22 protein-coding genes are annotated in these 23,617 nt (G+C 62.3%); 9 read left to right on the top strand and 13 right to left on the bottom strand.

From position 1 onward, the window contains the following. The first annotated feature begins 60 nt into the window (after nucleotides 1-60). Nucleotides 61-1,089, top strand: a complete 1,029-nt coding sequence (gene pseB, locus RH950_RS18525) for a UDP-N-acetylglucosamine 4,6-dehydratase (inverting) (protein ID WP_350059231.1) — start codon at nucleotides 61-63, stop codon at nucleotides 1,087-1,089. A 43-nt stretch (nucleotides 1,090-1,132) separates the two neighbouring features. Here pseB and RH950_RS18520 read toward each other — a convergent pair whose 3' ends face one another. The 3 genes from RH950_RS18520 to RH950_RS18510 all read right to left on the bottom strand — a co-directional run bounded on the left by RH950_RS18520 (nucleotide 1,133) and on the right by RH950_RS18510 (nucleotide 4,272). Beyond that, complete coding sequence (locus tag RH950_RS18520; RefSeq protein ID WP_350059230.1) at nucleotides 1,133-2,509, bottom strand: TRAP transporter large permease; 1,377 nt, start codon at nucleotides 2,507-2,509, stop codon at nucleotides 1,133-1,135. A gap of 3 nt (nucleotides 2,510-2,512) precedes the next feature. Further along, on the bottom strand, nucleotides 2,513-3,184 hold the full coding sequence (locus RH950_RS18515; RefSeq protein WP_350059229.1) for a TRAP transporter small permease: 672 nt from the start codon (nucleotides 3,182-3,184) through the stop codon (nucleotides 2,513-2,515). Between the two features lie 83 nt (nucleotides 3,185-3,267). Continuing rightward, nucleotides 3,268-4,272 (bottom strand): DctP family TRAP transporter solute-binding subunit, encoded by a 1,005-nt coding sequence (locus RH950_RS18510; RefSeq protein WP_350059228.1) that lies wholly within the window; start codon nucleotides 4,270-4,272, stop codon nucleotides 3,268-3,270. Nucleotides 4,273-4,500: 228 nt separating this feature from the next. Here RH950_RS18510 and RH950_RS18505 point away from each other — a divergent pair, with 228 nt between their 5' ends. Further along, nucleotides 4,501-6,216: a sensor histidine kinase gene (locus RH950_RS18505; RefSeq protein ID WP_350059227.1), complete on the top strand. Its 1,716-nt coding sequence runs from the start codon at nucleotides 4,501-4,503 to the stop codon at nucleotides 6,214-6,216. After that, entirely contained in the window at nucleotides 6,213-7,430 is a 1,218-nt protein-coding gene (locus RH950_RS18500) for a sigma-54-dependent transcriptional regulator (protein WP_350059226.1), read from the top strand. The genes RH950_RS18505 and RH950_RS18500 overlap by 4 nt, the downstream gene beginning before the upstream one ends. A 42-nt stretch (nucleotides 7,431-7,472) precedes the next feature. Here the strand turns inward: RH950_RS18500 and RH950_RS18495 are convergent, their stop codons facing one another. After that, a complete protein-coding gene (locus RH950_RS18495) occupies nucleotides 7,473-7,685 on the bottom strand; it encodes a DUF2842 domain-containing protein (RefSeq protein ID WP_350059225.1) in 213 nt (70 codons plus the stop codon). 219 nt (nucleotides 7,686-7,904) lie between these two features. Between RH950_RS18495 and RH950_RS18490 the strand changes: the two genes are divergently transcribed. After that, on the top strand, nucleotides 7,905-9,254 hold the full coding sequence (locus tag RH950_RS18490; protein ID WP_350059224.1) for an MFS transporter: 1,350 nt from the start codon (nucleotides 7,905-7,907) through the stop codon (nucleotides 9,252-9,254). Here RH950_RS18490 and RH950_RS18485 read toward each other — a convergent pair. The 7 genes from RH950_RS18485 to RH950_RS18455 form a co-directional block, all read right to left on the bottom strand. Beyond that, nucleotides 9,233-10,183, bottom strand: a complete 951-nt coding sequence (locus RH950_RS18485) for a dimethyl sulfoxide reductase anchor subunit family protein (protein ID WP_350059223.1) — start codon at nucleotides 10,181-10,183, stop codon at nucleotides 9,233-9,235. The genes RH950_RS18490 and RH950_RS18485 overlap by 22 nt on opposite strands. A gap of 9 nt (nucleotides 10,184-10,192) precedes the next feature. Then, nucleotides 10,193-10,999 carry a 4Fe-4S dicluster domain-containing protein gene (locus RH950_RS18480; RefSeq protein ID WP_350059222.1) on the bottom strand — a complete coding sequence of 269 codons (807 nt, stop codon included), beginning with the start codon at nucleotides 10,997-10,999 and terminating at the stop codon, nucleotides 10,193-10,195. Then, complete coding sequence (locus tag RH950_RS18475; protein ID WP_350059221.1) at nucleotides 10,996-13,875, bottom strand: molybdopterin oxidoreductase family protein; 2,880 nt, start codon at nucleotides 13,873-13,875, stop codon at nucleotides 10,996-10,998. The genes RH950_RS18480 and RH950_RS18475 overlap by 4 nt, the downstream gene beginning before the upstream one ends. A gap of 179 nt (nucleotides 13,876-14,054) precedes the next feature. Continuing rightward, nucleotides 14,055-14,540: a universal stress protein gene (locus RH950_RS18470; protein ID WP_350059220.1), complete on the bottom strand. Its 486-nt coding sequence runs from the start codon at nucleotides 14,538-14,540 to the stop codon at nucleotides 14,055-14,057. 30 nt (nucleotides 14,541-14,570) lie between these two features. After that, nucleotides 14,571-15,347 carry a TIGR02186 family protein gene (locus RH950_RS18465; RefSeq protein WP_350059219.1) on the bottom strand — a complete coding sequence of 259 codons (777 nt, stop codon included), beginning with the start codon at nucleotides 15,345-15,347 and terminating at the stop codon, nucleotides 14,571-14,573. Continuing rightward, on the bottom strand, nucleotides 15,340-16,260 hold the full coding sequence (locus RH950_RS18460; protein WP_350059218.1) for a sulfite exporter TauE/SafE family protein: 921 nt from the start codon (nucleotides 16,258-16,260) through the stop codon (nucleotides 15,340-15,342). The genes RH950_RS18465 and RH950_RS18460 overlap by 8 nt, the downstream gene beginning before the upstream one ends. Before the next feature lie 171 nt (nucleotides 16,261-16,431). After that, the gene (locus RH950_RS18455; protein ID WP_350059217.1) at nucleotides 16,432-17,190 is read right to left on the bottom strand and encodes an ABC transporter ATP-binding protein; all 759 of its coding nucleotides are present in this window, start codon (nucleotides 17,188-17,190) and stop codon (nucleotides 16,432-16,434) included. A gap of 185 nt (nucleotides 17,191-17,375) precedes the next feature. Between RH950_RS18455 and RH950_RS18450 the strand changes: the two genes are divergently transcribed. Next, nucleotides 17,376-17,729, top strand: coding sequence for a PilZ domain-containing protein (locus tag RH950_RS18450; RefSeq protein WP_350059216.1), 354 nt, complete (start codon nucleotides 17,376-17,378; stop codon nucleotides 17,727-17,729). A 26-nt stretch (nucleotides 17,730-17,755) separates the two neighbouring features. Here RH950_RS18450 and RH950_RS18445 read toward each other — a convergent pair whose 3' ends face one another. Beyond that, nucleotides 17,756-18,775 carry a glycosyltransferase family 9 protein gene (locus RH950_RS18445; RefSeq protein ID WP_350059215.1) on the bottom strand — a complete coding sequence of 340 codons (1,020 nt, stop codon included), beginning with the start codon at nucleotides 18,773-18,775 and terminating at the stop codon, nucleotides 17,756-17,758. Nucleotides 18,776-18,865: 90 nt separating this feature from the next. On the opposite strand from RH950_RS18445, the gene RH950_RS18440 reads away from it, so the two are divergent. Further along, nucleotides 18,866-19,903 (top strand): glycosyltransferase, encoded by a 1,038-nt coding sequence (locus RH950_RS18440; protein ID WP_350059214.1) that lies wholly within the window; start codon nucleotides 18,866-18,868, stop codon nucleotides 19,901-19,903. Between the two features lie 24 nt (nucleotides 19,904-19,927). Here RH950_RS18440 and RH950_RS18435 read toward each other — a convergent pair whose 3' ends face one another. Further along, nucleotides 19,928-20,803: a MurR/RpiR family transcriptional regulator gene (locus tag RH950_RS18435; RefSeq protein WP_350059213.1), complete on the bottom strand. Its 876-nt coding sequence runs from the start codon at nucleotides 20,801-20,803 to the stop codon at nucleotides 19,928-19,930. A 157-nt stretch (nucleotides 20,804-20,960) separates the two neighbouring features. On the opposite strand from RH950_RS18435, the gene RH950_RS18430 reads away from it, so the two are divergent. Genes RH950_RS18430 through RH950_RS18420 form a run of 3 tightly spaced genes read left to right on the top strand, consistent with a single transcriptional unit; the run spans nucleotide 20,961 to nucleotide 23,594 of the window. Next, nucleotides 20,961-21,770 carry an N-formylglutamate amidohydrolase gene (locus tag RH950_RS18430; protein WP_350059707.1) on the top strand — a complete coding sequence of 270 codons (810 nt, stop codon included), beginning with the start codon at nucleotides 20,961-20,963 and terminating at the stop codon, nucleotides 21,768-21,770. Beyond that, nucleotides 21,763-22,269: a TRAP transporter small permease subunit gene (locus RH950_RS18425; RefSeq protein WP_350059212.1), complete on the top strand. Its 507-nt coding sequence runs from the start codon at nucleotides 21,763-21,765 to the stop codon at nucleotides 22,267-22,269. Before RH950_RS18430 ends, RH950_RS18425 begins: the two co-directional genes overlap by 8 nt. Then, nucleotides 22,269-23,594: a TRAP transporter large permease gene (locus tag RH950_RS18420; protein ID WP_350059211.1), complete on the top strand. Its 1,326-nt coding sequence runs from the start codon at nucleotides 22,269-22,271 to the stop codon at nucleotides 23,592-23,594. The genes RH950_RS18425 and RH950_RS18420 overlap by 1 nt, the downstream gene beginning before the upstream one ends. Nucleotides 23,595-23,617: the final 23 nt, after the last annotated feature.

The following is a 23,617-nucleotide window of genomic DNA, read 5'->3' as shown; positions in this document are numbered from 1 at the left end:
GGGCTGGAAACAGGGCAAAATAAAGTGATTCGAATATCTTAGCGGGAGGCTCTGGACCGCATGAGCTATCAACCATTCTCATTCGATGACGATCATATCGATCTCAACGGCAAGACGGTTCTGGTCACCGGCGGCACTGGATCCTTCGGCAAGGAATTCGTCCGTACCGCATTGGCCTCGTCGGAGATGCGCCGGTGCATCGTGTTCTCGCGGGACGAGCAGAAACATTATGACATGGGGCAGGACTATCCGTCTGTCCCGGGCAAGGCGATCCGCTACTTTATCGGCGATGTGCGCGACGTGGATCGGCTGGAGATGGCCATGCGCGGCGTCGACTACGTGGTGCATGCGGCGGCAATGAAGCATGTGCCTGCGGCCGAATATAATCCCTTCGAATGTGTCCAGACCAACATCTACGGCGCGGAGAATATCGTGAAGGCCGCCTTCCGCAGCGGTGTGAAAAAGGTCATCGCGCTGTCGACCGACAAGGCGGCAAACCCGATCAATCTCTACGGTGCGACCAAGCTGGCATCTGACAAGATCTTCGTTGCTGCGAACAATCTTTCCGGTGCGGACGGTTGCCGGTTTTCCGTGGTCAGGTACGGCAACGTGATCGGCTCGCGCGGCAGTGTGATTCCGTTCTTCAGCAAGCTGATTGCCGAACAATCGCCGGACCTGCCGATTACCGACGAGCGGATGACGCGGTTCTGGATCACCCTGCAGCAGGGGGTGAACTTCGTGCTGTCCAGCATGCAGATGATGAAGGGCCGCGAGATCTTCGTGCCGAAAATCCCGAGCATGAAGATCACCGATGTGGCAAAGACCATGGCGCCCGGCCTGCCGCTGCGCAATGTCGGCATCCGGCCCGGCGAGAAGCTGCACGAGGTGATGATCTCGGAAGATGATTCCCGGACCACGGTGGAGCTGGAGGATCGCTACGTCATCCTCCCGGCCCAGAGCGACCGGGTGATGGAGGCCTATCTGTCGGAAGGCGCCAAGATGGTGCCCGCCGAATTCCGGTATGCAAGCGATACCAACACGGATTGGCTGTCCGGCAATGAGCTCAGCAAGCTGATGCCGGCGATCTGAGTGTTCCGCAGGCCGCACCGGTGAGCGGCGCGGCCTGCCTTTTTCAGTTTGTAACGATCTCCGGCCCCATCACTGCGTTCGGCAGGACCGTCGAGATCCACGGCACGTAGGTCACCACGATCAGGAAGACGAAGAGCACGGCCAGGAAAGGCAGAGCTGCGCGCACCACCGACATCATCGGCATCCCGGCGACACCGGAGGTGACGAACAGGTTCAGTCCCACCGGAGGGGTGATCATGCCGATTTCCATGTTCACCACCATGATGATGCCGAGATGGATCGGGTCGATGCCGAGCTCCATGGCGATCGGGAAGACCAGCGGCGCCACGATCACCAGCAGACCGGAGGGCTCCATGAACTGACCGCCGATCAGCAGGATGATGTTCACCGCGACCAGGAACATCACCGGACCGAAGCCGAAGGCCAGCATGGCCTCGGTGATCTGCTGCGGGATCTGCTCGTCCGTCAGGACATGCTTCAGGATCAGCGCATTGGCGATGACGAACAGCAGGGTCACGGTCAGCTTGCCGGCCGCGAACAGCGTCTTTCGGGTATCCGGATGATAGAGCGCTGTCAGCAGGGCACTGGGCTGCCGGAACAGGGAGACGTTGCGTGTCTCGCCTTCCGTCGCCAGCGGGCCCATGTCGCGATAGACGAAGGTGGCAATGATCCAGGCGTAGACGGCCGCCACAGCCGCGGCTTCGGTGGGTGTAAAGACGCCGCCATAGATACCGCCCATGATGATCGCAATCAGCAGCAGGCCCCAGGAGGCGTCCTTGGCACTGGCGTAGATTTCCCGCCAGCCGGCCCATTCCCCTTTCGGCAGGTTCTTCCACTTGGCCATGATGTAAATCGCGGCCATCAGCGAGCATCCGGCCAGCAGGCCCGGCAGCACGCCGGCCAGGAACATGCGGCCGACCGAGACCTCCACCGCGGCGGCATAGACCACCATGACGATGGAGGGCGGGATAAGGATGCCGAGCGTGCCGGCATTGCAGATCACACCGGCGGCAAACTCCTTCGTGTAGCCGACCTGGCGCATGCCGGCGATGACGATGGTGCCGATCGCGACCACGGTCGCCGGGGATGAGCCGGACAGCGCGGCGAACATCATGCAGGCGAAGACGCCGGCGATGGCAAGGCCGCCCGGGAAATGCCCGACGCAGGCGATGGAGAACCGGATGATCCGTTTCGCCACCCCGCCCGTCGACATGAAGGAAGAGGCGAGAATGAAGAACGGGATGGCCAGCAGGGTGTAGTGTCCCTCGAACGCGCTGAACAGGGTCTGCGCGATGGAGGCCAGGGACGAGTCGGAGAAGGCCAGCAGGAAAAGAACGGATGACAGGCCAAGGGCGACTGCGATGGGAACCCCGATCAGCAGCAACGCGATAATGGCGAGGAAGAGAAGGGCGACTTCCATGGATCAGAGATCCTTCAGCTTTTTGGCGGCGTCCTCGACTGCATCCTCGACTTCATGGCTGGCGATCAGCCCTTCCACCCGGCCGCGCCAGATGGCGATGCCGGTGACGACGAAGCGGAACAGCAGCAGCGCCATTGCGAATGGCAGGATGATGTATGGCACGAGGCGGGGAATCTTCTCGTAGGTCTCGCCCTCGTTGAACACGTCCTGCAGCCAGTCGAGCGGGCGAAAACCGAGGATGTCCGGCATCGGGGTGTCTTCTGTCTCGTACCAGCCCTTTTCGCGGAAACTGTCCTCGAAGCCGGTCGGGAACCAGCGGCCGTCCGTGGCCGGCAGGTTGGCGAAATTCGCCCAGTAGTCCCAGGACCCCTTCAGCAGCAGGAAGGCGTAGACAATGCAGACGGCACAGGCGATCAGGGCCGTGATCCGGCGCACCGGCTTCGCCAGACCCGCAGTGACAACGTCGACACCGAGATGGGCGCGGACCTTGACGGCATATGCGGCGCCAAGCAGTACCAGCCAGCCAAACAGGAACACGGTGACTTCAAGCGCCCAGAGGATGCCCGAGTCGAATACATAGCGCGCAATCACGTTGGCGAAGGTGATCACGGTCATCGATCCGAGGATGACCGCTATCGCGAGTTCCTCGATCCGGTCGGAGAGGGGTTTCATCATTTGTGCAAGCCGCCCTCAGAAAACAAGCGCGGTGCGGAGGGACTCCGCACCGCGCGACAAGGCTAAAGGCTGACGTGGCCGCCTTAGTTGGTCAACTGGTTCGCGGCCTGCGCGGCGGCGATGTTGTCCGCACCCACATCCTTTTCGAACTTGGCCCAGACCGGCTTCATGACCTCGATCCAGGCAGCGCGCTGCTCCGGGGTCAGGGTCCGGACGATACCGCCGGCCTTGATCACGGACTGCTTGGCAGCCTCGTTCACGGCGGTGGATTCGCTGTTCCGGGTCTCGGTCACTTCGGCAACGATCTTCAGGAACTGGTCACGAACGTCCGGCTTCAGGCTTTCCAGCCAGTCGACGGAGGTGACCAGAAGATAGTCGATGATGCCGTGGTTGGTCTCGGTGGTGCCGTCCTGCACTTCGAAGAACTTCTTGCCGTAGACGTTGGACCAGGTGTTTTCCTGACCGTCGACAACACCCTGCTGCAGAGCGCCGTAAACTTCGGAGAAGGCCATCTTCTGCGGGGTACCGCCGATGGCTTCCATCTGGGCGACGAGCACTTCGGACGACTGCACGCGGAATTTCAGGCCCTGCGCATCGGACGGCAGCAGCAGCGGCTTGCTGGCCGACATCTGCTTCATGCCATTGTGCCAGTAGGCCAAGCCCTGCAGGCCGCGGCGCTGCATGCTGTCGAGCAGGCTCTTGCCGGCTGCCGAGTTCTGGTAGGCGTCGACCGCATTCACATCCTTGAACATGAAGGGCAGGTCGAACAGGCGGAATTTCTTGGTGAACTTCTCGAATTTCGACAGGGACGGGGCAGCGAGCTGCACGTCGCCCTGGAGCATCGCTTCCAGGACCTTGTTGTCGTTATACAGCGTCGAGTTCGGGAAAACCTCCATACAGGCCTTGCCGTTCATCTCTGTGTTGACGCGTTCCGCGAGCAGCGTCGCGGCAATACCCTTGGGGTGCTTGTCGGTGTTGGTAACGTGGCTGAACTTGATGACAACCTCGCCGTCATCGCAGGCGGCAAAGGCCGCGCCGGGTGCGATAAGGGCGGCAGCCGCAATGGCGGCGGCAAAAATCTTCTTCATGGTGTCCTCCCAATAGACACGCGGTTGAATCCGCATAGATGCGTACAAGAAATTGCCTGCATCAACTCGGCAATCGTGAATTGGACAAAATCTTTTTTTCTTTAAAGTCAGTCCTTTAACTTCTAGTACTTTTTGGTCGAAATCGATTTGTCCGAATTTTCGGGCAGTTTTGTCATTCGCTGTGGACCCGGTCATCGATGGGGGCATGCGATCATCGGGTCGGAGGCCATGTCCCGGACCAAAGTCATTGCCGGTACCGTCTGCGCGCTTTATGCGCTGGTCTCCCTGCTTGCGGGATGGCTGGTCTATCGCGCTGCGTATCTTGAGACGCTTGACCGTCTGGAGGAAACCGGACGAATCCGGGTGCAGCAGGCTGGCGATCGCCTGATGGGACAGCTTTCCGGATATTCCTATCTGATCAACCTGCTGGCCCGGCATCCGCAGACCATCCGCAGCGTGGTCAGCGAGACCGCCGACGAGACGGTCGATGACCTGCTGCTCGACTCCGTCCTGACCTATGGCGCCGAACGCATCACCGTGACGGATCGTGACGGCCGTGTGGTCGCGTCCTCTTCACCGGAGCTCGCGCCCGGCCGGGCGCATGCGCCCGTCGATCCGGCGCTCTTGCGCGCTGCGCTGAACGGGCGTCTCGGACTGGCCGCGGCACTGGAAGACCGCCGGCGGGTGATCCAGCTGAGCCGCGGCGTGCTGGACGGCACGGCGCCGGCGAAAGGCGCGATCTTCGTTACGATCGATGTGGCGGCACTGGAATTCGAATGGGGTATTGACCCGGAAGTCATCTGTTTCTTCGACAGGGAGCAGACCGTCTTCGCCTCGACCCGGCAGGCCCTGCTGATGCATCAGGACAAGAGCCCGGATGACAGTGATTCACGGTTTGCGGCCTTTCCCGAACATGCACTCGAGCAAGACGGCAGACACGAGATCTGGGCTTTCTCGGCGGCGCAGGCCCTGCCGCTCCGCGCCCTTGTGGTGACCCGGCACCTGCCCCAGGTCAACATGGTTGCCAGGGGTTTCCTCGATACGGCGCCAGCCCGGACCGCCGCACTCCTGCGCGGCACGCTGACCGTCACCGCGCTGGGAGCTCTCGGCCTCGCCATGTTGATTGCGGCTTTGTGGCGCCGCCGCATGGCGGACCGGCTGGCGATCGAGGCGGAAGCCAATGCGCGTCTTGAGGAACGGGTCGACCGCCGCACGTCCGAGCTGAAAGTGGCGCAGGACAAACTGGTTCAGGCGTCGAAAATGACAGCGCTGGGAGAGATGTCCGCCGGGATCAGCCACGAACTCAATCAGCCGCTCGCCACCATTCTCAATCTGTCGGAAAACGGACGGAAGCTGCTCGACCGGAACCGGCTCGACGAGGCGGCAGGGAATCTCGCGGAGATATCCGGGCAGGTACAGCGGATCGACAGGATCATCCGGAATCTCCGCGCCTTTGCGCGCAACGAAGGCGAGGGCGGGGAGCCGGTGGACCTCGTTGCAGCGGTCGACGATGCGATCGCCCTGACCCTGCCGTCGCTGGAAGAAGCCGGCATCCAATTGTCCTGGTCCAAGCCCACGCGCCGCATGCTCGTTGTCGGAGGCGAGGTGCGTCTGCAGCAGGTCGTGCTCAACATCCTCTCGAACGCACAGGATGCGTTGACGGGAGCGCAGACGAAGCGGATCGACGTGACGCTGGCAACAGGTACGGCAGAAGCGGTCCTGGAAATTGCCGATTCCGGTCCCGGCATTCCGGACCCGTCACGGGTGTTCGAGCCGTTCTACACGACCAAGGAGCTTGGTGCCTCGAAAGGTCTTGGCCTCGGACTCTCGATTTCCTACGGGATCATTCTCAGTTTTGGCGGGATGCTTTCCTGCCGCAACAAGGCGGATGGCGGGGCCGTCTTCACCATCCGCCTCCCGCTGACGGAAGGGGCGGCACCATGAGCGGACAGGTGCTTCTGATCGAGGATGATGACGCCCTTCGGCATTCGCTGGCGCAGACTCTGGAGCTGGCCGATCTCACGGTGATACCGGCGGTCGGCTATGTGCAGGCCAAGCGCAGCATCCGGGCGAATTTTCCGGGGGTGATCCTGTCCGACATCCGGATGCCGCACCAGGATGGCTTTTCCGTTCTATCCACGGCCCGGAGCGCTGATCCGGATTTGCCGGTCATTCTGCTGACCGGGCACAGCGATGTGCCGACGGCAATGCGGGCCATGAAGGAAGGTGCCTACGAATATCTGGAGAAGCCGGTCGGCACGGAGCGGCTTGTCGATGTGGTGAGCCGGGCGATCGCGCACCGGGACCTGGTGCTGATATCCCGGCGTATCGAGCGGGCGCTGGAGCGCAGCGACGCGGCGGCCCGCAGTTTTCCGGGGTCCGGGCCCGTATCGACGGGCCTACGGACGGCCTTGCGCAGGGTTGCGGCGAGCGATTGCCACGTTCATCTGCACGGACCGAAAGGCACGGGCAAGAAGCAAGCTGCCTTTGCCATCAACGCCCTGGCGCCGGAACCGCGTGCGTTTCTCACTCTGAACCTGCTCAATGCCCCGGCTGATGCGGTGCGCCGATTGCGGCCGCCGGAAGATCCGGCGGATCTGTCGCTGAAAAATGTCGAAAACGCCGCGCCGGAACAGGTCGCCGATCTGCGCGCGCTCTTGCGCCGGTGTTCCGATCTGCGCGTGATTTCGTCTTCCGCTATGACGCTGGCGGATCTGGAGCATTTTGAGGCAGGCGAGAGCGGTACCACCGTGGTCGAGATCCGGGTTCCGACGCTTGATGAGCGGCGGGATGATTTGCCGGAGATCTTCGAGAACTTCGTGCGACTGGCAGTGCGCAGTCTGGACACGGACATGCCGGAGATTTCCACTGCCACTCTGACAGACGTCATGACCCGGTCCTGGCCCGGCAGCCTTCCGGAGCTGCGGAGTTATGCGATGACCTATGCTCTCGGAACGCGAGTCCAGAACGACAGCGTCGGGCATGGCACGTTTGCCGAACAGATGGAAGCGTTTGAGAAAATGGTTCTAACGGAGACCCTGAAGCGCACAAGCGGCAAGGCAACCGAGGCCGCCAGAGCCTTGGGGTTGCCGCGGAATACCTTCTATGACCGCCTTGCCCGCTTTGGACTGTCGGCAAAGGATTTTCGCGATAACTGACGTCGGACAAGAGCTCTGCCGCCGATGCCGAAACGCGACCACTTACAAATTCAGCGGCGGCTCCTTGTCCTTCTTCGTCCAGCCGATCAGCTGAATGGCTGGAAAGATCCAGAGGAAACCGGCGACCGGATAGAAAACAAGGTCAGCCAACCAGTGCTGCGGCAGAAGATGATTTGCGATGGTGACGACTGCTGCGATATAGGCAGTGAGGCCGACAATCATGATGATGCCGCCGAGAGCTGTACGCCAGCGCATTGAGACGCTCCGTTCGGGTGAGAGGCATCGATATGCGTCGTGCGGGGGCAGTGTCAACATTTGCCACGACACGTCGTGCAGATGAAATATCCGTGGCAGACGCGTGAATCATCCTGATTACGTCGCTTGCGTCGCCCCGGAGCGAGACTGTCCTGCCTTTCTCGCTCTAAGGGCAGCCTCCTAGATTGACCGCGCAACCGATACCGATACGGACTTCCGATGAACATGCTTGGTCACCCGATCGTCGCCCTGATGATCTCCGTTGCCTTTCTCTGGACGGCGAACGGGCTGTTCCACAGTCTGATCGCCCTGCGCATGAGTCAGGAGGGATTCGACACCACGGTCGCCGGTCTGGTGACCGCGGCCTATTTCTTCGGCCAGCTTGTCGGCGCTGCCCTGTGCGGACGGATCATCGAGAGCGTGGGCCATGTCCGTTCCTTCGCAGCCTTTGCCTCGGTCATCTCGGCCTGTGCCATCGCCCACGCAGTTTTCGTCGATCCATATTTCTGGGCCCTGCTGCGCTTCGCCACCGGTATATGCATCGCCGGCGCTCTTATGGTGGCGGAAAGCTGGCTGAACGGTGCGGTCTCGAACAAGCAGCGCGGCGGCATGCTCTCGATTTACGTCGTGGTGATCTATTTCGGCATGGCGGCCGGCCAGCAGATCCTCAATCTCTCGCCGCCGACCAGCTTCATTCTCTACAGCGTGGCTTCAATCCTGTTCTCGCTGGCCCTGGTGCCGCTGGCGCTTGCCAGCCGGGCGACAGCCGGCGAGCTGGCGCCGTCGCGACTCAGCATGGCCGCCTTGTTCAAGGTTTCGCCGCTTGGCATGATCTGCAGTTTTGCCAGTGGCATCCTCGGCGCGGTCATCATGGGCCTCGGTCCGATCTTCGGTAATCAGATCGGCTTCTCGGTGGCGCAAATCGCAACCATGATGACGGTCACCATGTTCGGCGGGCTGTTGCTGCAATATCCGATCGGCAAACTCTCGGACTTCTTCGATCGGCGGACGGTGATCGCCGTCGTGCTCTTTGCCGTCGGCGGTGTGTCCTTCGCCATCGCGCTTCTGTTCGAGGGCGACACCTTCGTGTTCCTCGGCCTGATGGTGGTCTTCGGCGGGCTGAACTTCGCCCTCTATCCCCTGGCCATTTCCCATGTGAATGATCATGTCGACGCGTCCGACCTGGTCCCGGCGGCGGCCGGCATCCTGATCGCGGCGAGCCTCGGATCGACCATCGGCCCAATTGTCGCTGCCTTCGCCATGGATCATGTCGGACCTGGCGGCCTGTTCCAGTTCACCGCTTTTATCGGTTTTTCTGTTGGGATCTTCGCGGTCTATCGGATGCTCCGGCGGCCGGCACCGGCCAGGGAAGAGCAGGGGCCGTATGTCGCCTATGCGCGGACATCAGCGCTTGCTGCCGAACTCGATCCGCGCGGTGAATTCATCGAAGAGATTGAGCCGAACGTGATGGACGAGACCTTGCCGAAGGACTTCTCCTACGAGGAAGTCATCGAATCCGCCGTGGAAGGCGAGGCAGAAGAGTGGGTTCAGGCGAACTCTGCGCCGTAATAGAGCGTCGCCACATGGCGGGCCTCGGCGAAATAGAGCCAGCGTTCCAGGACAACGCCGATGCTGCCTGACAATGCGGCAAGCAGGACGAGTCCACCGGCCATGATGCCCGAGCCGGGCATGGCGAGGACCGCCGCCAGCACGGCAATCGGGATCAGCAGACCGAACAGCGCGGCGAGCTGTCGCAGCTTCACCGCATGTTTCCTGCCGATCTTGTATCCCATTTCACGCATCACATAGGTTTCCGATGTCGTCGGTCCCTCAAGCAGACGCACGGTCCCGAGGCTGGAGAGTCCGGTCGCGGTGCCGGATGTCGCGGTCGGCGCCGCATGGTCGGTCACGGCCCAGTAGCGCCACTTGATCACGGCCGAGAGCAGCAGGAAGCCCGTTGTGGGCAAAGCTATAGGCAGAAGCTCGGCGCCGGACAGCGCCAGCATAGGCAGCATCCAGAGCCCGCCGGTGGCCAGCGCCATGGCGAGATAGCCGGGCACGGTGAAACCGTTGTGCCAGCGCGGGATGGTCTTCAGGCTCTGGTAGATCTTCGCGGTGCAATAGACCGTGACCAGGGCCAGCAGAGCGGTGACCAGCCCGGCGATGCTCCAGATGCCGTCATTCCTGTCCGCCAGAAGCCAGCCGGCGGCGAACAGCCCGGCCGGGATATAGGTCAGCACCGCGGCAAGACCCTCGCGGGACAGCCAGGAGCTGCGCCACTGGCTCATTGCCCGCCAGGCCCTTTCCGGGTGTCCGAGATGGAAGGTGGAGCTCAGCAGTCCTGCGGTCACGAGGGCGAGGGCGAGCGGAAGGCCGACCCATCCGATGAGCGGATCGGCATCCCCGGTCAGAGCGGCATAGAGCGCGAGCCAGACCAGCAGACCGTAGCCGGCGCCGGAAGCGGTGGTGAAGAAGATAACGGAGAGGGCGGGATGCATCTGCGGGCCTCAGCGGGAAAGCATGGTGTCGAGCCAGCCGAGCAGACCGCTGGCGCCGGAAGTCGTCTCACCTGCGGGAACCCGTTGGGCAAGGTCGGCAAGCCGTTCCGGCATACCAATATCCTCGGCCTTGTCCCGGCGCGGGCGCGGCGGCAGATAGCGGTTCACGGGCTTGTAGCCCATCTCCGGCATCAGCTCGTAGCCGGCGCGTTCGGCGACCAGTTGCGAGACATCGGAATCCGGATCGCCGAGATCACCGAAATGCCGCGCGCCGACCGGGCAGGTGGAAACGCAGGCCGGCACCCGGTCGATCTCTTCCAGATTCTCGTTGTAGATCTTGTCAACGCAGAGGGTGCATTTCTTCATCACCCCCTCGGTCTTGTCGTATTCCCGCGCGCCGTAAGGGCAGGCCCAGGAGCAGAGCTTGCAGCCGATGCAGAGATCCGCGTTGACCAGCACGATGCCGTCCTCGGCCCGCTTGTAGGACGCGCCGGTCGGGCAGACGGTGACGCAGTCCGGTGTCTCGCAATGCAGGCAGGAGCGCGGGAAATGCACCGTGCGGGCATCCGCGCCGTCGCCGGCTTCATAGGTGTGGATGCGATTGAACCAGACACCCCAGGCGCCTTCGTCGCCGTCTTCCTCTGCGTCGGCGCTGTAGGCGTTCCAGTCGGTCAGCGGCGCCGAGTGGCCGCTGGTGTTCCATTCCTTGCAGTTCACCGCGCAGGCATGACAACCGACGCAGATATCGAGATCGATGACCAGGCCAAGTTTCGTGCCTCCGGCCGAGGCGGGTAGGGCTGTCGGAAGAGAGGTCATTGGCCGCGCCTCCCCTTGAACTGGAGCGGCCCTTTCGGCCGTTCCGCCGTGGGGGCGGTTTTCAACACCGGGAATTGCGGTTCCGAAACCGTCTCCGGCCGGTCATCCGCCGCTTTCTCGATCCTGACCCTGAGGTCGTACCAGGCCGCCTGACCGGTGACCGGGTCCGCGTTGGCATAGCGGTAGCCGTCCTTGCGTGCGGGCAGCAGCTCGGAGATCACGTGGTTCAGCAGGAAGCCCTTGGTCGCTTCGGGCGCGTCCTTGCCGAGGTTCCAGGAGCCCCGGCGCTTGCCGATGGCGTTCCAGGTCCAGGCCGTGTCCGGATTGACGCCTTCCATCAGCTTCACCGGCACCTTGATCTGGCCGTGATGGGAGGTGACATAGACCCAGTCCCCGTCCGCGATGCCGAGCCTTTCGCCCTGCTTGCGGTTCATGAATAGCGGGTTCTTGCCGTGCAGCTGGCGCAGCCAGGCGTTCTGGCTGCCCCAGGAATGGTACATCGCTGCCGGGCGCTGGGTGATCGCGTGCATCGGGAAGCTGTCGGTATCGACCTGGCTCTCCTCGAAGGGCTGATACCAGATCGGCAGCGGGTCGAAATAGCGTTTGATCCGCTCCCGATCCTTCTCCGGCGGCTGGTTGGCGCCATGACCTTCGGCCGCCAGCCGGAACTGCTGCAGCGGCTCGACATAGAGCTGCATGATGATCTGGTTCGGGGCGCCTATGAACCCGAGACGTGTCGCGGTTTCGAGATAGGTCTTGTTGGCGTGCTTGTAGTACCGCTCTTCCGGCTTGAATTCGTGCCGCCAGAAGCATTCGTTCTCCACGTAGCGCTTAAGCTGGTCCGGATTCGGCGCGCCCTTGCCGCCTTCGGTGCCATCCACGCCACGCCAGCCGGCCAGCGGGCCGATGCCGGGCGCGCGCTCATGGTTGGCAATGTAGTCGGGATAGCCGCCCGGATATTTCGCAGAGCCATCCTCATGCGTCAGGCCAGGCAGGCCGAGGCGGACGCCGAGATCGATCAGCACTTCCTGGAAGGGCCGCACGTCACGGTCCGGCGCCACGACAGGCTGGCGAATAGAGTCCGCCGCTCCGTCGGCGTCGCAGATCGGCCGGTCCAGCAGGGAGATGCAGTCCCAGCGCTCCAGATAGGTGGTGTCAGGCAGTACCAGATCCGCATAAGCCACCATCTCGGAGGCGTAGGCGTCGGAATAGATGATTTTCGGAATACGGTATGCGCCGGTTTCCGGGTCCTTGTCCGTTAGTTTCTCCATCGTCCCCTTGGAATTCATCGTCGAATTCCAGCTCATGTTCGCCATGTACATGAACAGGGTGTCGATCGGGTACGGGTCCTGCGCCCAGGCATTGTGGATGACCATGTGCATCATGCCGTGCACGGCCATCGGCGCATCCCAGGAGAAGGCCTTGTCGATCCGGGCAGGGTTGCCGGCCTCGTCCACCAGCAGGTCTTGCGGGCCCATCGGGAAGCCGAGCGGCGGCCCTGCCATCGGGGTGCCGGGTTTGATCTGTTCCGCACGGCCAACAGGTTTCAGCGGCGGCGGGGCCGGGCGCGGGAAGGGCGGCTTGTAACGGAAGCCGCCCGGGCAATCGATACTGCCGAGCAGCATCTGCAGCATGTGCAGGGCGCGGCAGGTATGGAAGCCGTTGGAATGGGCCGAGATGCCGCGCATGGCATGCATGGCGACGGGGCGGCCAATCATCTTCTCGTGACGGCGGCCGGCCCAGTCGGTCCAGGGCACGTCGAGGGTGATTTCCTGCTCGAAGGCGGCATGGGCGATCTCGGCGGCCAGCCGCTTGATCGTCGCGGCATCAAGGCCGGTCTGTGCGGCAACGGCATCCGGCGCATAGGACGGATCGAGATAACGCTCTGCCAGCAGCTTGAAGGACGGCACGGCTTTCCGGCCGTCCGGCAGGACATGCTCACCGGCGAGATCGGGCGAAATATCTGCTTCCAGAGCGGAGACCACCTTGCTGTTGCTCTTGTCGAAGGCGAGCGGGCGGCCCTCGGCATCGCGGGCGAACAGGCCGTGATCGGCGGCACCCGGATCCTGGATCACCAGCCAGGGCGCGTTCGTGTAGCGCACCAGATAGTGCAGATCGACCTTGCCGGCGCGCAGCAGCTCATGCACCAGCGCCAGAATGAACAGCCCGTCCGTGCCGGGCCGGATACCGACCCATTCATCCGCTATCGCGGAATAGCCGGTTTTCACCGGATTGACGGAAACGAACTTTGCGCCACGGGTCTTGATATGCCCGAGGCCCATCTTGATCGGATTCGAATCATGATCCTCGGCGACGCCGAACATCATGAAATACTTGGTGTGCTCCCAGTCCGGCTCACCGAACTCCCAGAAGGAGCCGCCGATGGAATATAGCCCCGCCGCTGCCATGTTGACGGAACAGAAGCCGCCATGGGCGGCATGGTTAGGCGTCCCAAACTGGCTGGCCCACCAGCCGGTCAGCGACTGGGACTGATCCCGTCCGGTGAAGAAGGCGAGCTTGCGTGGGTCGCTCTTGCGGATGTCGCCGAGCCAGTCGGCGGCAGTCGCAAGGGCTTCGTCCCACTCGACCTCCTTGAACTCGCCACTGCCGCGCTCGCCAACCCGTTTCATCGGTTTGGTCAGCCGCGCCGGCGAGTAATGCTGCATGATCCCGGCGGAGCCCTTGGCACACAGCACGCCCTTGTTCACCGGGTGGTTCCTGTTGCCCTCGATGTAACGGATGGTGCCGTCGCGCAAATGCACCTTGATGCCGCAGCGGCAGGCACACATGTAGCAGGTCGTGAACTTGGTCTCGTCGGACACTGTCGGCGACGTGTCGACAGTTTCAACCACCGTCTCGAACGGGTTGATGCTCATTATCTCTCCGGGGCGGGAAGGCCTGAACGGCGCATCGGCTTCTTGATTGCCGCTGACAATAGCAGGACCGATCCGAAAAAGTCAGGATCGAAACAAGACTTTTTCTTCGATCCGGAATTGCTGGACGATTTGACTTTTTGCCACAAGGCGGTCGGTATCCGAACCGGTTGCCCCGGACGTCAGGTCACTGCGTCGATCTGCTCGTCTGTGAGATTGCCGGGTACGATGGTGACCGGTACGCGCATCCGCGCAGCGCCTTTGCCTGTCATGTAGGTGACCAGCGGTCCCGGGCTTTCGCCTTGCGTGTTTGCACCGAGCACCAGTACCGAAATGCTTGGTTCCTCGTCGATCAGATTGAGCAGCTCGTCCCTCACAAGTCCCTCGCGGACATAGATGATCGGGATTTGACCGGAGATTTCGACCACGCGCTCGGAGAGCTGGCCGAGCAATTCTTCCGCATCCTCGCGGGCCTCCTCACGCATCAATTCGCCGACACCCATCCAGTGCTGGAATTCCTGCGGCTCAATAGCGCGGAACAGAGCCACATGGCCGCCGCTGTGGCGGGCCCGGCGGCAGGCAAAGCGCAGCGCGATCATCATCTCCTCGCTGTCATCGACAACAACGAGGAAGACCCGAGGCTTTGATCCGTCCGTCAATTGACTCATATGCGTCCCATCCGCTCTGCCAACACTGATTCAGACTTTACGGAAAACAGCGGCGGCAAGCCAGCCCGCGGCGACAGCGATCAGGATCGCGGCCAGTCCGTAGATTGCGGAATGCCGGTGGGCGAATGTGTAAACCTCCGCGCCGATGCCGACTTTTTCCACCAGCAGCGGCGTTGTCTGGGCATGCACGATGCGGCCGCCGCGGATCAGGTAGACGACAGCGGTATATGTTCCCGTCGCGAGGTTTGCCGGGAAATGGATCTGCGTCCTGAACAGCTTGCCGGCAATGACCGTGACCTGGCCGGGGTCGCTTGCATAAAGCCCCTGTACCTGCTTGCGACGCACAAGGGCGGTGCGAAACGTGGCTTCGTCCTCGGGCGACAGTTTCTCGTCGCTTGCGGCCGGGCGCAGCCGCAGATGGTCCGCCCCGATCTGCTGGCGGGCGAGAACCTCCGGCGGGGCGATCTCATCCAGCGGCCGGCTGGTCGCGAAGGCGTAGAAATTGGGGGCGTTGTCGAACAGCATGCTGCGGGTGTTCATCCAGATACCGGCAACCCGCTCCTTGCGCCGTACGACAACCGTTTCGCGCGGGCCCGAGACGGTGATGACGATATCGCCGTCATCGTCTACCGACCCGAACAACAGCAGATCGGCGCCGGTAAATCCCGTGGTGATATCGACGCGGTGGCTGGACAGATCGGCGATCAGATCCTGCGCGGCGGCTTTGTCACCAGTTGCACACAGCATCGCAATGACGGCGAGTGACAGCAGGCGAAACTGCGTGATGATGCCCAGCCGCCTAACCATTGTTGGCCACCACGATAGAGAAGATGTCGTCCGGCGTGACCACCAGATCGAATGCGAGCTTGAGGCAGACCGACACCACCAGGAGTGCCAGCAACCCGCGAAGCTGCTCGCCTTTCAGTTTGACGGCGAACTGGCTGCCGAACTGGGCACCGACTACGGCGCCGATCAGCAGCAGGATGGCGAGGACGACGTCGACTGTCTGCGTCGAGATGGCCTGCAGGAAGGTCACGTTGGCGGTAACGAAAATGATCTGCAGGAGTGAGGTGCCAACCACCATGGATGTCCGCATGCCGAGCATGTAGATCATTGCCGGCACCATGATGAAGCCGCCGCCGACGCCCATGATGGCGGAGAGAATACCGACAAAAAACCCGATCCCGAGAGGCAGCAGGGCACTGATATAGAGCTTGGACTTACGGAACCGGATCTTCAGGGGCAGACCGTGCATCCATGTGTGCTGATGCAGCTTGCGGCGGCGCGCGCCGCTTTGCCGGACCTGGAGAATGGTGCGGATGCTCTCCAGCAACATCAGGCAGCCGATCACGCCGAGGAAAACGACGTAACAGAGCTTAATCACCAGATCGATCTGGCCCAGGCTTTCGAGGAACTTGAACAGCAGCACGCCGAAGCTGGAGCCGACAATGCCGCCCGCCAGCAGGACGAAACCCATGGTGAAATCGAGATTGCCGCGCCGCCAGTGCGCAATGACGCCGGAAATCGAGCTGGCAACGATCTGATTCGCACCGGTGCTGACGGCAACGGGGGCCGGGACACCAATGAAAATCAGCAATGGAGTCATAAGGAAGCCGCCGCCGACGCCGAACAGGCCGGACAGAAATCCAATGGCACCGCCCATCAAGAGAATTGTGAGGACGTTTACCGACATCTCTGCGATGGGCAGGTAGATGTACATGGGCCCCGCGGGGACGGTCAGGGATAAACCAGATACCGGACGGTCGCAGATACGCCCACCCGAACGATTCCCTCTTTGATAACAGAAAAGTATGCGCTGGGGCCACGACTTGTTTGTAGCCGTTCCAACTAAGTGGCTGCAGGGAGCTCTTGCTGCGGTGATATGGTCCGGTCAGACCTCCAAAGCGGCGCTGATTTCGGCCTTGGTGGCGACGAAGCCGGCCTCTGTCCGGATTCGGGCCGCGCGCGGCCGGGGCAGATCAATTGCCATGTCCCGGAGAATGCGGCCCGGCCTGCCGCTCATCACCAGTACCCGGTCGGCGAGGAACGCTGCTTCCTCGATATCGTGCGTCACCAGCAATGCCGAGATGCCGCGTTCGGCCAGAAGTCCGGCCAGCCAGACCTGCATTTTCCCGCGGGTCTGCTGGTCAAGGGCGCCGAAGGGTTCATCCAGCAGCAGCAGATCCGGCCCGCCCGCAAGCGTTCGCGCCAGTGCCGCCCGCTGCTGCATGCCGCCTGACAGGGCGGAGGGATAGAAGGCTTCGAACCCTTCCAGCCCGACCGCGCTGATCAGTTCCTCGGTCAGCTGCGATGCGGTGGTTCGGGACAGCGACCGGAATCGCGCTCCGAAAGCGATATTGCGTTCCACCGTGAGCCACGGGAACAGGGCCGGTTGCTGGAACACCATTCCCCGGCGCGGACTGGGGCCCGTTACGGGATCTCCGTCGAACGTGATGCGCCCATCGCGGACCGCAATGAGTCCGGCGACCAGACGCAGCAGGGTCGACTTTCCGCACCCGGACGGCCCGACAATCGCCAGGAACTCTCCATCGGACAGGGAAAAACCGGTCGGCCCGACCGCGTGGATCGCGGCGGAGGGCGGCGCTGCGTCGAAGCGGTGCCGGACATTGTCCACAGTAAGTTTTGCCACGTTAATCGGTCCGTCCAATTGGATTGGTGCTCGTCGGCAGAATGCTTTATTCGAAACTGGCCGTTGGTGGAGACTGGAAATTAATGCCTCTTGTGTTGTTTTTGCACAGACCACGTTTCAAATCTGGAACTGAGTGCGTATCATTGGTTGAACGTTTGGCGGTCGTGCCGGAGGAGTCCTGAACCATGTTAAGCGCGATCCTGAAGGCCATCGGCCTTTCCTCTAGAGACGAGAGGCGTGAATTCGAACGCTACCCCGTCACCTCCCCCCTGGAGGTCACAGTGAACGGTGTCGCGCATAAATGCATTGTCGATAATGTTTCGGCAGGAGGCCTGCGGCTTGAACCTGCGGTGGATGCAGAGCCCGGCTCCGAGTTGACGATCAGGCATACGGAATCGGGGCTCAATTTGACAGGCCGGCTGATTGGCAATGACAGCAAAGGTTCGCGCATAAACTTCAATTCGGCGGAAGCCGGCGCGGTTGTGTCCGTCTGGGTGCGGATGATGCACGAGCAGCAAAGCGAGGAACCGGGCGTCTAGGGCGCGCGATTGCGAGCAGCGGAAAATCAGTCCGCGGAGAGGTTCGAGACGACCCTGTCGGCAACACGATCGGGGCCGATTTCCGCCATGCGGTCGCTGCCGTAGTGCAGCTCACCGTAGGCCGTGATGGCATCGATCCTGCTGTCTTCCATCATCGGCGGGGAGCCGCCGAACAGGCCGATCGAGGGGACATCCGTCGCTGCCGCCACATTGAGAAAGCCTGTATCATTGCCGACCGCCAGATCGGTCGCCGCCATGACGGCCCCGGTTTCCAATATCGGCAGGTTCAGCACCGGAACCATCCAGTCCGGCCGGCCGAAACGGGTCTGCAGCCGGTCTGCCAGATCGGTTTCGCCGGGACCGCCGATCAGGAAGATCGTGCCGCCGGTCTGTCGGCGCACGCGGTCGGCAAGCGCTCCGAAATTATTGACGCCCCACTGCTTGAACGGTTCGCTCGCGCCGATGATGAAGCTGATCCAGGGGCGTGGCAGGGCGGCATAGAGGCGCTTTGTCTCCTCCAGCATGGCGGCCGGGATCGGCAGGTGGGGCATCGGCTCCAGCTTCGGCACAGAGTGGTTCAGCAAGAGCTGGTTCGCCTTTTCGATGGCGGTAAAGCCCCGGGCGGTGCGTGCGAGGCCATGCTGCGAGGTCAGGAATGCGTCCTGCCAGCCGATGCCGTAGCCGTTCCGCTCGCCGATTCCGGCACGCCAGGCAGCCAGCCCGTAGCGCAACGAGGTGTGCAGGATCCAGACAGTACTGAAGCCGTAGGGGCGTAGTGCCGCCCCGAGCCGGAAGCCGCCCAGCGGTCCCCGGTGCCGCTCATCATCCAGCCACAGAACGTCCCGCACGCAGTCCATATGCTGGAACAGAGAGTCCGCTCGGGAGCGCTTCTTGGTCAGCAGCGTGACCGCCTTTTCCGTGGTCTCTGCGGCGATGCTTTTCAGGTGCGGCAGATGCCAGATCGCATCGCCGACACCGGGCAGCGGCTGGATGACCAGCGTGCCGCCGATATGGCGCGGGTTTGTTCCGGCGGTTTCAGCGTCCACGTCCGATGGCTCCCGAGCTGGCTACGCTTGCGGTCATGTCCGGGCTACACCACAATGCGCCGCGTTGTCACAGGCTTTTCCGATATTTGCATGATCCGTCTTTATCAGACCATGGCAGGGGCGCGCCACGGCGGCGCCGAAGTGTTCTTCGAGCGGCTGGCATCCGCCATGGCGAAACCTGCCCGCAGCGCGGAGGTGGCTCAGCGCGTGGCGATCCGCCGGGACCCGCGCCGTGCCGGGATCCTGCGCGCAGCGGGTGTGGATTTTACCGAACTTGGTTTCGGCGGTGCGCTCGATCTCCTGACGCCATGGCGCTTGCGGAAGGATACCAGGGCCTTCGCGCCGGATGTGGTGCTGGCCTGGATGAATCGTGCCGCCGCGAAAACCCCGCCCGGAGATTACATCCGGGCTGGCCGGATCGGCGGTTATTACGACATAAAATACTATCGCGGCTTCGATCATCTGATCTGCAATGCGCCGGGACTGATCGAGCATATCACCGCCCAGGGCTGGCCGCCGGAGCGGGCGCATTATCTTCCGAACTTTGTCGATGCGGCGCCAGGCACGGCGCTTGACCGTGCCATCCTCGGAACACCCTCGGATGCGCCGCTGCTGCTGGCGCTGGGACGGCTGCACAGGAACAAGGCATTCGACGTCCTGATCCGCGCCCTGGCGCAGGTTCCTGACGCGCATCTCTGGATCGCCGGGACCGGACCAGAGGAAGCAGCCCTGAAGGCGCTTGCCGCGGAACTCGGTGTGGCCCGGCGCATTGTCTTTCTCGGCTGGCGCGACGATACGGCGAATCTGCTGGCCAGTGCCGACATTCTGGTCTGTTCCAGCCGGGTCGAGGGGCTGGGAAATGTCGTCATCGAAGCCTGGGCGCGGGATCGTCCAGTGGTGGCGGCCCGGAGCGAGGGGCCGGTGCATCTGATCCGCCATGGCGAGACCGGCCTGCTGGCTGATCTTGAGGATGCGGAAGGATTGGCGGCGCAGGTGAAAGCGGTGATTGCGGACAAGGCGCTGGCCGCGTCGCTCGTCACGGCCGGACGGGCCGAATTTGAAGGCAAGTTCGGAGAGGATACGGTGGTGCGCCAGTATCTGGAACTGCTTTCGTCATTCCGGCGATAGCGCCGCTGCGCACCTTTCGCGGTTTCAGGTGAATTTGCGGAACAGTTTCGTCCTGTCGAAGAGCTGCTCGAGCGTCTTCATCCGGTCTCGGGTTTCCTCCCAGCGCTCTGTCTGCACGGCCGCGATCAGGGCTTCCAGAATGAACATGATGACGACCGAGCTGTCCCAGGCGGAGGGCGCCTCGATCCGGGCACGGAAACCGTGGCTGGCATGTTTCGCGGCCGGCGAGCCCCACTGATCGGTAAACAATACAAGCTGGGCGCCTTGCTCCGTGGCCATCTCCGCCAGGCGGTGGGTGTCGTGCTCGTAGCGCCGGATGTCGAACGCCACAAGGACGTCGCCTTCCGTCATGTTCAACACATAGTGCGGCCAGGTGTTCGAGTTTGGCGGAATCAGTATCACCCGATCCCGGATGACCTGCATATGGGTGAACAGATAGTCCGCCAGGGAGCGGCTGATGCGGCCGCCGACGACATAGATGTTGCGGGACGGGTCCGAGAGCAGATCAACCACCGCATCGAAATCCTCCAGATCCAGTTGCTGCAAGGTCTGTCGCAAGTTATCCGTCACGGCATCGGCAAATCGGTTCAGGATATGCGTGTCCGGGGCATTTGCGGCCCAGGTGTCGTGCTTGGTGATCGGGTTCGACAGCGTCGCTTCCAGCTCGGCCCGGAGCGCGGCCTGCATTTCCGGAAACCCGCCATACCCCAGCTTTCGGGCCATCCGGGCAACGGTCGGGGCGGATATTTCGGCAGTTTCCGCGAGTGCGGTGATCGTGCCGAGTCCGGAGACCGGGTAGTTATCGAGGATCACATTGCTCAGTTTCCGCTCCGCATGCGTCAGCGTTTCAAACAGGCGGCTGATGCGCTCCGCGACGGTCCCTGCTGAGGTTTCCGACACTTGATCCTCCCGGTCAGCGCTTTGGCGCCGTTCTTTGTTATGAAAATAATGCTACATTTTGAAAATCAGAGAAGAAGAATTTTCAGAATTATTCTTGACTGCCTGATCAAAACTGAAAAGATGCCTGCGAGAGGCAGGGAGAATACGAGTGGCGACGATGGCTCAGCCAATGTCCGGTGCATCCGCCTGGGGGGATCCGGTACGGGTAACCAATGAGAGCGGACGCGGGCCGGCCATCATTGTCTGCGAGCATGCCTCGAATTTCATTCCCCCCGCACTGAACGATCTCGGTCTCGAAGCGGCTGTTTGCGAAAGTCATGTGGCCTGGGACCCCGGCGCCCTGGCTGTGGCATCGATTATCGCGACGACGCTGGATTGTCCGATGGTGGCCGCTTCCATCTCGCGGCTTGTTTACGACTGCAATCGCCCGCCGAGCGCCGCAAGCGCGATGCCGCCGGTCAGCGAGATCTTCCCGATCCCCGGCAACCAGAACCTTTCGAACGGTGAACGGTCGGAGCGTGTGGAACTGGTCTATAATCCCTTCCATGCTGCGGTCGGCTCGGTGATCGAGAAACGGGTGGCGGCCGGTGCATCGCCCGCCATCGTCACCATTCACTCCTTCACGCCGACCTATCACGGCGCCGGACGCCCATTCGAAATCGGCATTCTGCATGACGAAGACGCCCGGCTCGCCGATGCCATGCTCGGCAGGGCCGGGGCTTTCGAGGGCCTGGATGTGCGGCGGAACGAACCGTACGGTCCGGCCGACGGGGTCACCCACACATTGCAGAAGCACGCGCTGCCGCGCGGCCTGCTCAACGTGATGATCGAAATCCGCAACGATGTGATCCGCGAGCCGTCGGAGCAGACGGCGATGGCAGGGATTTTCGCGGACGTGATCCGGGATGCGATCAGTTGCTGCATCACCCCGGTTCCTCACAAGACGCAAGAGGTCGGGGATGCCTAAAGCGATACGGCTCTATGTCAGGTATGTGGAGAAGGTGAACCGGGCGATCGGCCGGTGCGCGATGTATCTGATCTTCGCGATGCTGGGCGTGCTGCTCTATTCGTCCTTCTCGAAGACCGTGTTCCTGCCCGCGCACTGGACCCTGGAGACGGCCCAGTTCCTGATGGTGGCCTATTACCTGCTCGGCGGCAGCTATTCCATGCAGCTTGGCGATCATGTGCGGATGGATCTGCTTTACTCGACCTGGAAGCCGCGCACACGGTCCCTGGTCGACTCGATCACCGTGCTGTTCCTGATCTTCTATCTCTGCCTGCTGCTCTATGGCGGCTATTCCTCTACCGCCTATGCGATCCAGTATGGCGAGCAGAGCTATTCCGCCTGGGCGCCCTATATGGCGCCGGTGAAAATCGTCATGACCTTCGGCGTCTTCATGATGCTGCTGCAGGCACTGGCGACTCTCTTCAAGGACATTGCCGCCGCCCGCGGGGAGGAGCTCTGATGAGCTATGAGCTGATCGCCCTCCTGATGTTTTCCTCGATGATGCTGCTGCTCCTGACGGGGCAGCGGGTCTTCGGAGCCATCGGTTTCGTCGCGTCGGCCGCAGCCCTCCTGATGTGGGGTGACGGCGGCTCGGAAATGGCCTTCAGCGCGGCCATGAAGCTGATGAAATGGTATCCGCTGCTGACCCTGCCGCTGTTCGTCTATATGGGCTACATGCTGTCGGAATCGCGGATTGCCGACGATCTCTACCGCATGTTCCATGTCTGGATGGGGCCGCTGAACGGCGGCCTCGCCATCGGCACGATCCTGCTGATGGTCGCCGTCTCCGCCATGAACGGGCTTTCCGTCGCGGGCATGGCCATCGGCGCCAGTATCGCGCTGCCGGAGTTGCTCCGGCGCGGCTATGACAAGATCATGGTGACGGGGGTTATCCAGGCCGGCAGTTCGCTAGGCATTCTTGTGCCGCCGAGCGTCGTGCTCGTGCTCTATGGCATGATCGCCCGCCAGCCGGTCAGCCAGCTCTGGCTCGCCGGTGCGCTCCCGGGCCTGATGATGGCGGGCATGTTCATCGCCTATATCGTCATCCGCTGCTGGTTCCAGCCGAATCTTGGCCCGTCCCTCAGCAAGGAGGAACGCGAGGAGATCAGCTGGGCGGAGAAATTCCGGCTGTTGCAGGCCGGCATCCTGCCGCTCTTCATCTTCTTCTCCATGACCGGCCTGTTCCTGATGGGCGTGACATCCCTGGTCGAGAGCGCCGCCGTCGGCGCCACCGCCGCGACCCTTGCTGCTTTGGTAAAGCGCCGCCTGACCGCGCATGTCATGGAAGAGACCCTGCGCAAGACGCTCGGCATCAGCTGCATGTTCATGTGGATCATCCTGGCCGCGCTCTGTTTCGGCTCGGTATTCGACGGCTTGGGCGCGGTCAAGGCCATCGAAAGTTTCTTTATCGGCAAGCTCGGCCTCAGCCCGTGGGAAGTCCTGATCCTGATGCAGCTTTCCTTCATCCTGATGGGCATGTTCCTGGACGACACCGCGATGCTGGTCATCGTCGCGCCGCTCTATGTGCCGCTGGTGAAGCTGCTGGGGTTCGATCTGGTCTGGTATGGCGTGCTCTACACGATCACCTGCCAGATCGCCTATATGACGCCGCCATTCGGCTACAATCTCTTCCTGATGCGCGCCATGGCGCCGCCGGAGGTCACGCTGTCGGACATCTACCGGTCCATCGGCCCCTTCGTGCTGGTCATGACATTGGCGCTCATTCTGGTCATGATCTTCCCTGAAATCGCGCTTTGGTTGCCGAACACCTTCTATGGCCGTTAGCAGCCAGGCCGTGATGAAAAGAA

This window comes from Nisaea sp., assembly GCF_040217065.1.
Classification (GTDB): Bacteria; Pseudomonadota; Alphaproteobacteria; order Thalassobaculales; family Thalassobaculaceae; genus Nisaea.
The sequence above is the reverse complement of the archived record's forward strand: the minus strand, read 5'-3'. Positions and strand labels throughout refer to the sequence as shown.